Annotated in this window: 11 protein-coding genes; 6 read left to right on the forward strand and 5 right to left on the reverse strand. The window is 50.8% G+C overall.

Translation table 11 applies throughout. From position 1 onward, the window contains the following. Positions 1-506: 506 nt before the first annotated feature. The 6 genes from ACX17K_RS01200 (at position 507) to ACX17K_RS01225 (ending at position 9,406) form a co-directional block, all read left to right on the forward strand. Complete coding sequence (locus tag ACX17K_RS01200) at positions 507-1,130, forward strand: hypothetical protein (RefSeq protein ID WP_493773342.1); 624 nt, start codon at positions 507-509, stop codon at positions 1,128-1,130. Continuing rightward, entirely contained in the window at positions 1,127-3,073 is a 1,947-nt protein-coding gene (locus ACX17K_RS01205) for a hypothetical protein (RefSeq protein WP_493773343.1), read from the forward strand. The genes ACX17K_RS01200 and ACX17K_RS01205 overlap by 4 nt, the downstream gene beginning before the upstream one ends. A gap of 6 nt (positions 3,074-3,079) precedes the next feature. Further along, positions 3,080-5,038, forward strand: coding sequence for a hypothetical protein (locus ACX17K_RS01210; RefSeq protein ID WP_493773344.1), 1,959 nt, complete (start codon positions 3,080-3,082; stop codon positions 5,036-5,038). Positions 5,039-5,235: 197 nt separating this feature from the next. Then, positions 5,236-6,306 (forward strand): GTP pyrophosphokinase, encoded by a 1,071-nt coding sequence (locus tag ACX17K_RS01215; RefSeq protein ID WP_493773345.1) that lies wholly within the window; start codon positions 5,236-5,238, stop codon positions 6,304-6,306. A 100-nt stretch (positions 6,307-6,406) separates the two neighbouring features. After that, positions 6,407-7,546 (forward strand): protein NO VEIN domain-containing protein, encoded by a 1,140-nt coding sequence (locus ACX17K_RS01220; protein WP_493773346.1) that lies wholly within the window; start codon positions 6,407-6,409, stop codon positions 7,544-7,546. Between the two features lie 93 nt (positions 7,547-7,639). Next, entirely contained in the window at positions 7,640-9,406 is a 1,767-nt protein-coding gene (locus ACX17K_RS01225; RefSeq protein ID WP_493773347.1) for an ATP-dependent nuclease, read from the forward strand. Between the two features lie 208 nt (positions 9,407-9,614). Here ACX17K_RS01225 and ACX17K_RS01230 read toward each other — a convergent pair whose 3' ends face one another. The 5 genes from ACX17K_RS01230 to ACX17K_RS01250 all read right to left on the reverse strand — a co-directional run bounded on the left by ACX17K_RS01230 (position 9,615) and on the right by ACX17K_RS01250 (position 13,298). Beyond that, a complete protein-coding gene (locus ACX17K_RS01230) occupies positions 9,615-10,919 on the reverse strand; it encodes an ATP-binding protein (RefSeq protein ID WP_493773348.1) in 1,305 nt (434 codons plus the stop codon). Positions 10,920-11,051: 132 nt separating this feature from the next. Continuing rightward, on the reverse strand, positions 11,052-12,134 hold the full coding sequence (locus tag ACX17K_RS01235) for a ribonucleotide-diphosphate reductase subunit beta (RefSeq protein WP_114062819.1): 1,083 nt from the start codon (positions 12,132-12,134) through the stop codon (positions 11,052-11,054). A 45-nt stretch (positions 12,135-12,179) separates the two neighbouring features. Then, positions 12,180-12,401 (reverse strand): hypothetical protein, encoded by a 222-nt coding sequence (locus ACX17K_RS01240; protein ID WP_021476703.1) that lies wholly within the window; start codon positions 12,399-12,401, stop codon positions 12,180-12,182. Between the two features lie 14 nt (positions 12,402-12,415). Further along, positions 12,416-12,811: a hypothetical protein gene (locus ACX17K_RS01245; RefSeq protein ID WP_231155151.1), complete on the reverse strand. Its 396-nt coding sequence runs from the start codon at positions 12,809-12,811 to the stop codon at positions 12,416-12,418. A 61-nt stretch (positions 12,812-12,872) separates the two neighbouring features. After that, positions 12,873-13,298 carry a DUF6841 family protein gene (locus tag ACX17K_RS01250; protein ID WP_493773349.1) on the reverse strand — a complete coding sequence of 142 codons (426 nt, stop codon included), beginning with the start codon at positions 13,296-13,298 and terminating at the stop codon, positions 12,873-12,875. Positions 13,299-13,605: the final 307 nt, after the last annotated feature.

Genomic DNA, 13,605 nt, shown 5'->3' on the forward strand with positions numbered 1-13,605 from the left:
TTATATGAACGGAATTATGACATATGCCTTGAATCTAACTTGAGCGGTAAAACATCGTGACAACAGAAGAAGCGCCTCCCAAGGATTCACGTCAGTCTGAAGTTTCTGGGTCATTGGCACAAACGGTCGCTGCCCTGTAGATAAGGCGCTTTCGGGCGCCTTTTCTATTTCTAAAATAATGATGTAAGCCTACAGAATGTAGGTCTTTGTGCTGTTGTGCGCATTATTTAATCAGCAAATGAGTTACTCCGAGTCCTCTCTATCCTAACTGCAGATACAAGGTTTCATGCGGGGTGCAAGAGAATGGGTGAGGAGGGGCGGCTTCAATCATCACCGCTGCGTTGTGATCCCTGATCTGCGTGGACCGATAGCCTGTCGAGGAGGGGCGTGCCCCACTGCAGGCCCGTCAGTTGCTCGTAACATGTCTTTACCACTACCTGCTATGCATTTAGAATTTACCTACTTGGTAGCATCAATTGGATGCAATAGCCTTTGTCGGGGTACGTATGGCCAATACGGAGTATCGGGATGCCGTTCGAATCCTTTTCCTTCTCGTGGAGGGATCGGTACCGAATAGGGAGGAAGGAACTGAGGCGCATTATCCCCGCCGCTTCGAAGGGGAAACCCGCCTTCAAGCTCTCGACTTTTGGGTGCGCTACCCGGACTACCTGGCCGACGAGCTGCTCGCGCAATTCAAAGAGACTGGCGACCATTTCCTTCTCGACACGGCAAAGGCCATCTTCGACGACGATGAGCCATCTGAGAAGGCAATCCCAATGCTACGCAGGTACTTTGGCGCCTACGAACCACTCGATACTGTCCTCTCGATCCTGGCTGTCGCAGGGCTGGTACGCCCGGTAACAATCCACCATCCGACCGCTCATCCCCGCCATTTTCTACTCAGCCACGCTGGCCTCAACCTTTGCACGGATATTGTGCGGAATCATTCCATTTTTGACTGGTACGCGAAACGGGCAAAGCTCGTGCTCAGGGTGGCAAATGGGCGAGGCGGCTCCACGTTGAAGGAACGACAGCACGCGCAGAAGGAATATCATGAAGCGCAGCTCCATGACCTCATCCCGACGATTGCTGACCGCGTCCGCGCCAAGCTGGAGAAGATTGCTCAATGAGTACGACGACTCGCGAAGAGTGGATCACACAGATCACTGAAAAGACCGGGAGCTCCTCGAAAGAGATCGAAGCCCTCTTGAAGCGGCATGGAATTGAACCCCGTCTCACGCACGCAGTACCCAAACGGTTGCGGCTCCTTGACCTTAAGTTCGACGGCACAAAGGCTGGGGACTATGAGAACCCTGATATCAACTTCTGCAAGCAGGGCATGAGTGTTGGTCTACATGCTTTCGTCTCTGAGAGAAACCTCAAGGGAAAAACTTCTCTCCTGAAGATCATCCGTTGGGTATTAACGGGGACTCGCGGACTACCCACTGACATGGCGAGATGGTTCCGGACACTCTCGCTGAAATTCCAGCTCGATAACGACGCATACGAGGTCCGGCTCGACGATGCCGAAAAGGGGCAAGGGCGCTTGGTCAAATTCGCCCGAGGCAAAGAGTTCGTAGTCGAAGAGTTCGGCGACATGCATGGATTTGCCGGAGCGATGGACCGCTTTTTCCTTGATGAGCTCGGCCTAGAATCATTAGAAGTTACAGCTGAGAAAGCTGACGGAAACGCAGTCGAGCAGCGGCATGGTTGGAACTGGCTGTTTGGTGCGATGTGGATCGATCCCGACCCCACTACTGTGTTTGGTGGCGACGACATTCAGCACAACAAGCCCACCCGTATGATGCAGATGTATCTGGGGTTGCCGTGGATCATGACTCGGGCTTCGCTGATGGAGGCGAAGAAACGCGCCAAGATTGAAGGTGACCAGAAGGCGAAAGCAGCCCGGCAGGTTTCGGACGCAGCTCAGGCCCGTCTGAATGAGCTCAGGAAGGTGCGCGACGAGCTACTGGCTACGCAAACCACGGAACCTCTGCTGTCCGAACTTTTCGCCAAACTGTCGGAAAACCTCTCCAAATATTCGGCCTCTGCAGAGAAAGTGCGGCGGCACATTACTGTTCTCAACGAAGTCGAGACAGCTCTCCGAATGGCGGACGGGGCTGTCACCACGGCAACGCGTGAGCTCAGTGCATTCCTGGAGAGCCAGGCTGCTGGTCATATTTTTCGGAGGCTGAACCCTGTCTCCTGCCCGAGTTGCGAAGAGGTCTACACTGACGACTTTCGAGAGGCGCGCCAGAAAGAACATGACTGTATCGTTTGCGGTAGAGCAGAGCGTCATGAGTCCGACGACACGGTCGGAGTAGAGGCGCAACTCAAAGAGACCCTCGCCGCTGCAAGGGATGAAGCCAAAAAGCTCCGTTCTCGTCTTGCCGATTTCAACAGAAAGAAGGTTGAGGCAGAAGGCGAGCGGGACCGCTCCAGCGCTGAGGCCCAGCAGCTTGAGAAGGAGATCGAAAAGATCCAGTCGCGCCCCGAGGGGCAGATGGAGCTTCTTAAGTTGGAGGCCCAGATTGAAGAACTCGAGAAAATGATGCTCAACGGTCCTGCTCCCATCAACTCGGACGCTGAACTTCTCGACGCAGCCATTATCGCCACCCAGAAGATGTATGAAGAGGAGCAAAGTGGCGTTCTCAAACGAGTGTCCGACCTGACCGCGGAGTTCGCTCGTACGTTTGGTCTATCCGATCTTCTGAGCGTTCGTCTGAAGGGGAACACTCATATGGACGTCATTATGCTCGGAGGGAAAAAGAATTTCGGAGGGTGTACTGACGGTGAAAAGACACGCCTGAAGCTGGCGGCGACTCTTGCAATGATCCAAGTCGCCGAACAAAGCGGCATTGGCAGGCATCCCGGTGTACTACTAGTTGACTCAGTTGGAAGCCATGAAGTTGTGAACGAGGATGTCTCACAGATCGTGATTGGCCTCGCCAAGCTTTCAGAATCCCTGCCAACGATCCAGATCTTCATCGCAGGGATCAAGAACGACGCTATCCTGCAGCATGTTCCTCTTGAGAATGTGGTGAAGAACCGTCCAGATGGATACCTTTGGTAGGGTGTCATGCAATACGACGAAATCATGGAAGGTCTGCTCTTCCGGCAAGAAGTGCCGACCGTCGAAGCGTTCGGTGGCCTTGTCCAGGTTCTGGCTGACGGTGCACAGATTGGCGTCTCGTTGTTTCCGGACATGTTCGTCGAGCTTGTACTTCCTTACCGTGAAGAACACCGCACCCAAGTCGATGACTTTATAACCACAGTACTTGCTGTCATTGAGCGGGGACCGGAACTTAATACGATCGCTGACAAGCTGCTAGCGTTTCATCTTCATGATCCTGCTTCCGAAGCGAAGGTGTTTCGCCGCCTTCTTGCCATCGCCACAGAACGCGTGCGCCCGTCTCCGCTGAGGACTGCAGCGCTAAAGGGGGCACTTGCCTTCGCTCGTGACGATGCGATCAGGCTTACGAGAATGGTTTCCGAGCTAACTGAAACGGAGCCTAACGACGATCCTATCTACATTTCACACGCTGCAAGGGTAGCGGGCGTTCTAGCTGCAAAGACCCGTAACCCAGCCATAGGGCAGTTCTTGAGGCAGGTGAGCGACATTGACGGCTCATCGGATCAAGTCCATCTCGAACTGGGGCTACTATCGCTCCAGGATGCGATCGAGGGCGAAGATACCTCGGTGGTGTTGCGCAACCTACATCTCGCTCGTGATCAGTTTGAGCGAGCTGCGGTGGTCCGGGAGTCCCGCTATGACGCCCGCCTGTATGAAACTGCCATCTCGTTGCTTTTAGGCTTCTACGATCGTGCGGTTCCGACCAGTTTCGATAAATTGTTACGGAGCCTGAAGGAAAACGCCTTCGCCTATACCGAATACTCCATGGCCTCGCGGCAAGACCCAATCCTTGGTTCAATCGCAACGCAGGTCGCCGCTCTTGTAAGTCTGGTGGAGAACCTATCCTATTTAGTCGAGCGCATTCAGGAGGACGTCTGGCTCGACGCGATCCACGTCATCGAACAACATCTGCTGTTTGCCTATGAGGCGAATCGCTCAGTTTTCGCTGCCGTCCCCGGGCGAGGCTTGGACTGCGTAATCCGGCCCGTCCTGGAACCCAGGGTGTTCGGGAACCGTGACCACTTGAAACATCTCATAGCATGGTTCCGACGCCATGCAGCCAAGTTCGACGCCGACCTAACCCGCGATCTGCAGAACGCGGTGGAGCGAGCCTATCAAGGGGGCTGCGATTTCCCTCCGACTGCGGGGGGCACCGGCCCACTGGTCCCCGCTCTCCAAGAAAGGGTACGTTCCACTGATGAGAGGGCGCACTCAGAGCTGATCGAAGAGGTTCTCTCGATTTCATCCAAGCAGCAACTCATGAACATCGTTCCTCCTATCGAGAAGATGCTAGAGACCGTGGAGCGCGATTTCGCCCACTTGGAAGACTATCGTCGTCCGGCCGCACGATTGGACTTTATTACCTTAGTGTTCAGGGTAGCCACTTTTCTGCAACTTAAGCTGGACAGTTCTGTCGAGCAGGACCGCTTTTCCGCCTATCTATTCAAACAGGGGGAGGAACTACCTCATGAGAAAGAACTTCAGCAGGACTTTCTGCGGCACGGAAAATCGGCGGGCCTTCCGGTCGATGACGAGGTCAAGGGCGTCGCTGGTGGTCGGGCGGACATTCGGTATAAGACGAATGGCCACGCCACCATCATCGAGGTGAAACGTGAGCTTATTGATGCCTCGTTCGATCGCCTGTTGTCAGCCTATGGCGATCAGACGGTCATTTATCAAGCAACCAACATCAAGTTGGGCGTGATGCTCGTTCTTGATCTGTCGAAGGATCACAGCAAACTGAGCCACATGGACACTTGGTATGCCACCCGCTGCGGCGATCTTCTTGGAGATGGAACCGAACGGGGTGTCTTAATCGTAAAGATACCAGGGCGCCGGGGTACGCCGAGCGGAGCAACTGTAGCAGCGAAAAAGAGGAATGCAAGGCGTAAAAAGGTCCCTTAGGCGGCTGATTGAATTTCGGGTCATTCTATCTGGCTAAAGGCGTGCACTTTGCTGGCTACAACCGCGGACGTAACCCACACATGGTTAGCGAATGTCCTAGTAAGCAAGAGATCTAATTGGCTGCAGATATTTTTAACGCGCCAAATTACACCATTTAAGACGTCCATTCATAATGGGATCAGACAAAAGGGAAATAGATGCCTTCGTTAGATTTTGAGGTGGAAAAAGCACAATTCCGGGATTTTCACTCTTCAAATAGTCAGCTTTTAGAGGATGCAAAGCATTCATTTATTACCCTCGTTAATGCACTTTTGATTCACGCTGGTGCAATAGCGGTTTCAAAGATAGAGGGGCGCGTAAAGGATAGAGAGGAGTGCATTAAGAAATTTAATTTGAAATACAGAACAGGGCTAGAGTCAAGCTCAACGCCTTATTCTATTTTCGATCATATTACTGACTTAATTGGTCTCAGAGTTGTATGTTTATATGAGGACGATATTGAGAAAATTGAAAAATGCCTTGAGGCGCATTTTGATGTTATTGGAAGAACAGATAAAATAGCACAAATTGAAAACACAGAAGGCTCATTTGGCTACAAGGGCCTTCATCTTGACTTGAAACTGAATGAGCAAAGAAAAATCCTTCCTGAGTATTCCAAATACTCTGAGTTTAAATTTGAAATACAGATACGAACAATTATCCAAGACTCATGGAGTGTATTGGATCATAAAATTAAGTACAAGAAATCAATTCCAACAAATCTAAAAAGAAGAATCAATACACTCGCAGCATTATTTGAGCTTGCAGATAGGGAGTTTCGAGAAATCAGAGATTCAACAATAATAGAAATTGAAAAAGAAGCGATTTCAGAAGAAATTCTACAGCAGGAAACCGAGGCAAGCCAAGCGCAAACAGAACAGAACAACTTTCGTTACTCACAATTAAATGCCTTTAGTTTTCTTAAAATCGCCAATCATTTTTTTAATGAATTTGAATTTGAGCCACACAAGGTGGATGGATTTACTCAGGAGATTATAAGTATAAAACCAGATATAAGTAGGGGTAAGTTTAATTTTTACATGCGCGAAAATATATCAAAAGTAAAGCGCTATCAAGCATGGTTTGAGGCAAGTAACCCAAATGACAAGCTAAACCCATACACATTAATCAGGCATTGCTTGTATCTTGGTGATAAAGATATTTTCACAAGTATATTAAACAATGTAGCTCGGGACGGCTTTGAAGGATGGTTACAGGAAAACGGTTAATAATGCATTGGCGGAAGCTGTCGTGGATGTTACGACTATAGGGTGATGTTTTTCTGTCAATGATGGGTGGTGGCTTCTAAAATATTGGAAAGAGGATGGCGTGAATTCAATAATAGCGCTGGATGTGGCCCTGCTGAATAAATGGGAACGGACTTACGATGTCACACACGAAGATATCGCCCTTCATGTGCGAGGAGAGTTCCTCAGAGCGTTTCCTCTGAAAAATCTGCCCAATATAAGAATGGATGATTATGTCATCGGGTTTCAGAGGCCTACGTTTTGTACATTTGTTGAGGTAAAAACAAGGCCTTGGGCCAACATCCAAGGAGCCACGTCAAATAAATTTGGCATTTATTTTGGCAAGACAAAGAGCGATCCCAAAAGGAAATATCGGTTCACTTTAAAGTTTGGACGGGATGCAAGTTCGGCGTTTCGATCCGTGAAGAAATCTCTTCTGGAGTTAATACAACTGGGAAGTGCTTCTTCGCTCGACTTCAATGCAATCGATGAAAACCCACTCTCGCAAATGTTCAAGGCAAAGATCTTGAGTTTATATTTTCCAGATCGATTCCTAAATGTGTGTAGCCGTGAGCACCTAGAAATGCTTGGCGAGATACTAGGGCATGGAGATAATCGCCCGGCGAGCGAATATCAACACCTTTTAATAAAAACAAAAATAGCCAACGCCGTGTCCAAGAAGTGGAGCAATCCGAAGTTTATGTCCTTCTTGTATCAGCAGTATATAAGTGGGGGAGCGGAGGTTGCGGGCGGCATCAAAAGTCCCAAAAGGAAGGCGCCTCAGGAAGTTAATTTTGAGGAAATATTTGACCAAAGAAATGCCATCGGAAAAGCTGCAGAAGAGTTTGCACTGCAATGGGAAAAGCAGCGGTTGACTGGAGCTAGCCTTGAGCAACTGATTTCTAAGATAGATGATCGACGCGACCGACCAAGTTACGGTTATGATTTTTTGTCGTATTCCGCACCAGGGCTTCAAAGATTTATTGAGGTTAAATCTGTTGGAAAACTACCCAGAGGGGAGGGGTATCGTTTCTTTCTGTCGGATAACGAACACAAGACTTCATTGTCTGAGGCGCATCAAGATGCTTATTATTTTTATTTAGTATTTTTCAATCAACAAGGGATGCCAGTTGAGGTAAAGCCAGTTCGGGCTAATGAATTGTACCAATTCGGAGAAATATTGCCTGCCTCCTACGTTGTTCGCTTCGATGCTGTAGTTTAAACGGGGTGGGCAAGCATAGGAATAGCTGCAGCCAGGTTGATTGCCGTGAATTGACTGCAAGTGTTTTGCCGAAAATTTAAATTGAGGTACGGAATGGCAAGAATTACTTCTATAAAATTCCACAATTTCAAGGCTCTTGCCGATTATTCTGTTAGCCTACAGTCTGTCAATATTTTCGTCGGCCCAAATAACTCGGGAAAGTCTACAATCATCAGTGCTTTTCGCCTTCTAGCCGAAGCCCTAAGAAGGCCTCGTTCACGAAAGGCCGAGCGAGTGCCAGGCCGAGGTGGTGCAACTGTCAACGGTCACACAGTTGCTGAAGATCGAATCCCTATTTCTCTTGAAAACGTTGCCAGTAATTACAATGAACAAGATAGCTGGATAGAGTTTAGGCTTAGCAATAAAAATAAATTAATCTTGTTCTTGCCCAGCGCGGGCGGTTGCTTCTTGTCTTGGGAAACAGACGGCCCTGTTCCACTGACTCCAGCAAATTTTAATCGGGCATTTCCGCTGGATGTGCAAGTTGTCCCTGTGCTGGGGCCGCTTGAACACGAAGAGCGCATTGTGAATGAGGAAACTGTAAGAGCCGCTCTTAATACACACCGAGCATCCAGGCACTTCCGAAACTACTGGCGCTATTTTTCCGAAGGTTGGGATGAATACACGACTCTGGTTTCGGATACATGGCCGGGGATGAAGTTGCAGCCTCCCGAAGTTGTCGACATTAAAACAGGGAAGCTTGCTATGTTTTGTAATGAAGAAAGAATTGCTCGCGAAATTTTCTGGGCTGGCTCGGGATTTCAAATATGGTGCCAACTTCTTTCCCATATCTATCGTGCCCAAGCAGCTTCAGTTCTCGTTGTAGATGAGCCAGAGATTTATCTTCATCCGGATGTGCAGCGTCAGCTACTTAGCATACTTAGAAAATTTAAAGCTGATATTGTTCTTGCTACACACTCTGTAGAGATCATAACTGAATCTGATCCGTCTGAGATTTTATTGGTTAACAAAGAGAAGAAGTCGGCTCATCGCCTTAAGGACGTTGAAGGGGTTCAGAAGGCCTTGGAAATCATGGGTTCAGCACAGAATATAACGCTTACGCATCTGGCGCGAACAAGAAAGATGGTTTTTTCCGAGGGAGCTGAAGACTATAAACGGATCCGACGCTTTGCATCTTTGCTTGGTTTTTCAGAGCTTGCAGCTGGTGCTGACATCACTCCATTCGAATCTGGAGGTTTTGCTTCGTGGGAAAAGATCAAGGCATTAGCCTCTGGCGTCGCGCAGGCAATGAATGTAGATCTTTATATTGCCGTGATTTATGACAGAGACTTTTATCCAGATGAAAAAATAAAGGAAATGTTTCAAGAGCTACAGGAACATGTGGCTTTGGCGCATATTCACCAACGAAAGGAAATGGAAAACTACTTACTTGTCCCTGCTGTCCTTGAAAGGGCTTTGGAAAGCGCAATTAAGCAGCGAGAAGATAGAACAGGAGAGATAATCCCGCGTCATGAAAACGTGTACACATTACTGGAGCGCGTTTGCGTGCCGCTTCGTGGGCGAGTACAAGGTCAATACATTGCCAGAAAGCAAGAATATTTAAAGAGTACAGGGATGGATGGGGCCACAATAGCCGAGAATGTTATTGAGTGGTTCGATCAAGCGTGGGGCAACTTGGAAAGCCGCATGGAAATAATTCCGGGCAAAGATGTTCTTCGGGCTCTACGTGATGAAATTCAAAAAGCTTACCGGGTGAATCTGACGGATATTATGATTATAGATGCTTTCTGCCCAGAGGAGGTGCCGGAGGATCTATGTGAGCTTGTAAATGGACTTGAACGATATAGAACAACTCATTGATTGAGTAACGATTCTAACTCTTGGGGTATTCTATAGTAGGTTCAACGATAAAGTGTGACGTAGTCCTGCCATTTAGGGGGGGCAGCTTATTGTATAAACCTGTCAAGTGCAGGCCTATTGGTTGCAGCTCGGTTATTTGTGGCTTCCATGGACAGGATGGGCGTTACTCCCGTTAAATAAAATGACAGCACATTTTCTCCCGTAGACCCTAGAAAGAAGGTTCAACACCGACTCGAAGCAGTAGCTCTTGCTGAATCTCTAATGCAGATAACTTTCGCTTTCCAGCGTCGGTCTTTATGTATACCTCTTGACTTCCAGTTGAGAATAGCAAGGTGCGACGTACCTTAGGAATTCTTACCTCAATTAGGTAGAGGTCATCAATAATTTTATTTCCATCACTAAGGGGATGTAATTCCAGCTGGTACGCAGTGGGTGCAATTGTCGGGATAATTTGATGTAGCTTTTCAGTTACAATACGTCGGAGCTCATCACATTCACAACGATTAAGATGTACCCCAACAATGGTAAGATCCTCATCTCGAACACCCCAAAAAATTGAGCCGTCCTGAGGGCTTCCTGCATTCATGAAGGCTACCACGTATTGGTCCACCAGCGATTTGATCGAACCTAGTGGATTTTTCCCTTTCACCTCTTTCAGCTCACAGCTGCGATTTTCTTGGTTCGGGAAGGTAGCTCCCTTGACCCATTTGTGAGAAAGTTTATGCGTGAGAGAGTGCTTTTTTTGATTAAATTGGCGGTAATTGAACCAGGCTAACGAAACCTCATTGTGGTTTGGCCGAATTAGTGTCTGTGGTTTACCTTCGGCAAGCAGGCTTGTGCTGTTTGTGAGAACAATCACCTGTGACGATTTAGCAATTTCTTCCAGAATTTCTACGGCAAAAAGAACTGTGCCCCGATCCCACCTCATCTCAATGCTGTCAATAATTAAAGGCAGCTTCAAATTTGAAGCTTTCCTTGCCACAAATTCTCGTATGAGGTACGCCAGTGCGTTTTCGCCATATGATACTGAGCCACCGGGATATCTCTCTTTGTTGAGCAGCTTAGTCCATTGGCTGTTGTGTTTAATACGATCAGGTAACAAGTCTGCGAGTGTCCTTAGCTCAGACTTGGGCATTATGGGAAATTCAGAATGGCCTGTGAGGACTAGTTGAGGACCACGTGGGTCGCTAAAAGTTGCGAGGATTTTTACGGCCAACGGACAATGTTTGTGCGAGAAAGTAATCTTTCCTGGTGCCTCTTCAGCAGCTATAAGGGTAGCAGCTTCTGCTGTGTTGTCCTCAATAAAACTAACAGACACTTCAGAAGGGGCTTTTGCACCCTCTTTAATTTGAACTGCAGATCTACCTACTATGGAAGCGATTATTGCCCCACAAAGTTGTGTCTTTCCAGACGCATTCTCACCCACAATAATGTTGATGCTTTTTCCAGAAAACTCGAAGGCCGCATTATGAAAGGGGCCAAAGTTCTTCAAGGAGACTTTGCTGATATACATATATCATCCTTGACAAAGGCCCTGCAATTGCAGGGCCTTTTCGCTATTGCCAAGTGGATTTCAGACTTTGGCTATTTGAAACCTCAAATTTTGGCTACAAAATTTCAACCTTTCCGATTTCTGACAAAAGGGTCAATCCCAGCTCAACGCTCCGCCAGTCTGATACTCCGTCACCCGCGTCTCAAAGAAGTTCTTCTCTTTCTTCAAGTCGATCATCTCGCTCATCCACGGGAAGGGGTTGTTCACGCCCGGGAACAGCGGGTCCAGGCCAATTTGCTGCATGCGGCGGTTGGCGATGAAGCGCAGGTATTCCTTGAACATGCTGGCGTTCAGGCCCAGCACGCCGCGCGGCATGGTGTCTTCGGCGTAGGCGTATTCCAGCTCCACGGCTTGCTTGAACAGTTCAACGATCTCGGCCTTGAAGCTGTCGGTCCACAAGAGCGGGTTTTCCAGCTTGATGGTGTTGATCAGGTCGATGCCGAAGTTGCAGTGCATGGACTCGTCGCGCAGGATGTACTGGTACTGCTCGGCGGCGCCGGTCATCTTGTTCTGGCGGCCCAGCGCCAGGATCTGCACGAAGCCGACGTAGAAGAACAGGCCTTCCATGATGCAGGCGAACACGATCAGGGATTTGAGGAGCTTCTGGTCGTTTTCGACGGTGCCGGTCTTGAATTCCGGGTTGCACAGCACGTCGATGAACGGAATCAGGAATTCGTCCTTGTCGCGGATGGACTTCACTTCGTGATAGGCGTTGAACACTTCGCCTTCGTCCAAGCCCAGGCTTTCCACGATGTATTGGTAGGCGTGGGTGTGGATGGCTTCGTCAAAGGCCTGGCGCAGCAGGAACTGGCGGCATTCCGGGCTGGTGATCTGGCGGTAGGTGCCCAGCACGATGTTGTTGGCGGCCAGGGAGTCTGCGGTGACGAAGAAGCCCAGGTTGCGCTTGACGACGCGCATTTCGTCTTCGGTCAGCTGGCCGGTTTTCCATTGTTCGATGTCGCGCTGCATGTTCACTTCCTGCGGCATCCAGTGGTTGGCGCACTGCGCCAGGTACTTTTCCCAAGCCCATTTGTGCTTGAACGGTACCAGCTGGTTGACGTCGGTTGTGCCGTTGATCACCTTCTTGTCCACCACGTTTACGCGGCCGCTGCCATGGGCGTCCATGGAGGAGGGGGCGGCGGACGGGGCGGGGACGGCGTCTTCGAAATTCAGCATGGGTGCTCCTGATTCTTGGTTTTGCCGCGCGGACGCGGCGGTTGCTTATGCGGATTTTACGGCTTTTTCCGGTTGCGGGGCCTGGGCCTGCATGGCCTGGGCCGGCTGCAGCTGGCTTTGCCGGGTGATTTCAATGCTGCCGGGCGCGGACGGCGTTTCGTCCGGCGGGGCGGCCTGCACGCTGAGGGTGTGGGCGCCGGCGTCGGCCACCAGGGGCCTGCGGCCGCTCACGCTCTTGCGCAGCAGGTAATAGGCGGTGGTGCTCATGGCGTCTCCCGCGGCTAAAAGCGCAGTTGCTGGGCCAGTTGGCGGATCAGGCTGCGTTCACAGGCCTCTTCCTGCTCCACTTGCTCCTGCAGCCGCCGGCGCTGGATGCGCAGCGTCTGCAGCTGGCGGTATTGCTGATTGGCCACCGACAGGTCTTCCTTCAATTCTTCGATTTCCTGCTGCAGCTCTTCCGGCTGGCAGTACACCACCAGGGTGTCGCCTTCTATCCAGGCCTTGCGCCACAACTGGGCGCGGGGCAGGCGGCGGGATTCGCTGAAAAAGTCTTTCCACTCGTTGGGCGGCGCGGCGCTCAGGTGCAGGTACATGTTGAACAGCAGGAACTGCTTGTCCGGGTTGTGCGATTTTTCTTCGCAAAATCCGGTAATGCCGATGTTTTCAAATGTCTGCATCTGACCCTCCCATGGCGCTGCCTGTTGCCGTGCCAGCCGGACCCGGCCGGCACGTTTCGCGTCAGCCGGCTTCGACTGGCGGCTGTGACGACGGCTGGGCCATCGTCTGCTGTTCCGGCGCGGTGTCGTATTGCACCACGCCGTAAATTTTCCATTGGCCGGCCGTCCGTTTCAGGTGGTAGCCGGTGCGGTAGCGCCAGGGCGGCTGGCCGTTGCGTTCCACGGTCCAGATCAGGGTGGCGCAGGCGGCGTCGTTGCCCATCGGCAGCACGCCTTCCACTTGGTGCGTCGCGCCGGAGAAGCCCTGGGCGCGGTACCACTCCAGCAGGGCCGAGGTGGTGGCGCGCAACGAGTACATGTCTTGCCAGCAGGCCAGGTCGCCGTGGTGGATGGTGGTGAAGGGCACGGTGAAGTGCGATATCACGGCATCCACGTCCAGCTGCGAATAACCTTCTCGGTACTGCGCGAAAAATGCTTCCAGGCTCATTGCGGGGCTTTCGTCTCGTCATTGCGTCGGGGCATTGCATTTTTCCAGTCCGCCGCTATCCGCGCGGGGCCGGGGCTTGCATCCCGAAACCGCCTGGAGGCCAAGCGGCTTGAGGATGGGGAGGCTTGCGCCTCCCGGTTTGGCGGAGCCTCGCGAGAGGTTTCGCCAATTTGGTGGAACGCCCCTTGCGGGGTGTTCCACCCTACGAAATCCGCCTTACTGGCAGCTCTCGCTGGCCCTTTGGGCCTGTGGACCAGCGATAAGCTGCTGGTCCGATCCGGGTTGTCGCTTCGCGGCAACCGCCGTT

The sequence above is a fragment of the Chromobacterium sp. INPA-IVC genome (assembly GCF_059047085.1).

What these genes read in the sequence shown, in the direction of transcription:
- ACX17K_RS01240 (WP_021476703.1), bottom strand. Translation starts at nt 12,401, where the DNA reads ATGAGCACCACCGCCTATTACCTGCTGCGCAAGAGCGTGAGCGGCCGC.
- ACX17K_RS01215 (WP_493773345.1), top strand. Translation starts at nt 5,236, where the DNA reads ATGCCTTCGTTAGATTTTGAGGTGGAAAAAGCACAATTCCGGGATTTT.
- ACX17K_RS01225 (WP_493773347.1), top strand. Translation starts at nt 7,640, where the DNA reads ATGGCAAGAATTACTTCTATAAAATTCCACAATTTCAAGGCTCTTGCC.
- ACX17K_RS01235 (WP_114062819.1), bottom strand. Translation starts at nt 12,134, where the DNA reads ATGCTGAATTTCGAAGACGCCGTCCCCGCCCCGTCCGCCGCCCCCTCC.
- ACX17K_RS01210 (WP_493773344.1), top strand. Translation starts at nt 3,080, where the DNA reads ATGCAATACGACGAAATCATGGAAGGTCTGCTCTTCCGGCAAGAAGTG.
- ACX17K_RS01230 (WP_493773348.1), bottom strand. Translation starts at nt 10,919, where the DNA reads ATGTATATCAGCAAAGTCTCCTTGAAGAACTTTGGCCCCTTTCATAAT.
- ACX17K_RS01200 (WP_493773342.1), top strand. Translation starts at nt 507, where the DNA reads ATGGCCAATACGGAGTATCGGGATGCCGTTCGAATCCTTTTCCTTCTC.
- ACX17K_RS01250 (WP_493773349.1), bottom strand. Translation starts at nt 13,298, where the DNA reads ATGAGCCTGGAAGCATTTTTCGCGCAGTACCGAGAAGGTTATTCGCAG.
- ACX17K_RS01245 (WP_231155151.1), bottom strand. Translation starts at nt 12,811, where the DNA reads ATGCAGACATTTGAAAACATCGGCATTACCGGATTTTGCGAAGAAAAA.
- ACX17K_RS01205 (WP_493773343.1), top strand. Translation starts at nt 1,127, where the DNA reads ATGAGTACGACGACTCGCGAAGAGTGGATCACACAGATCACTGAAAAG.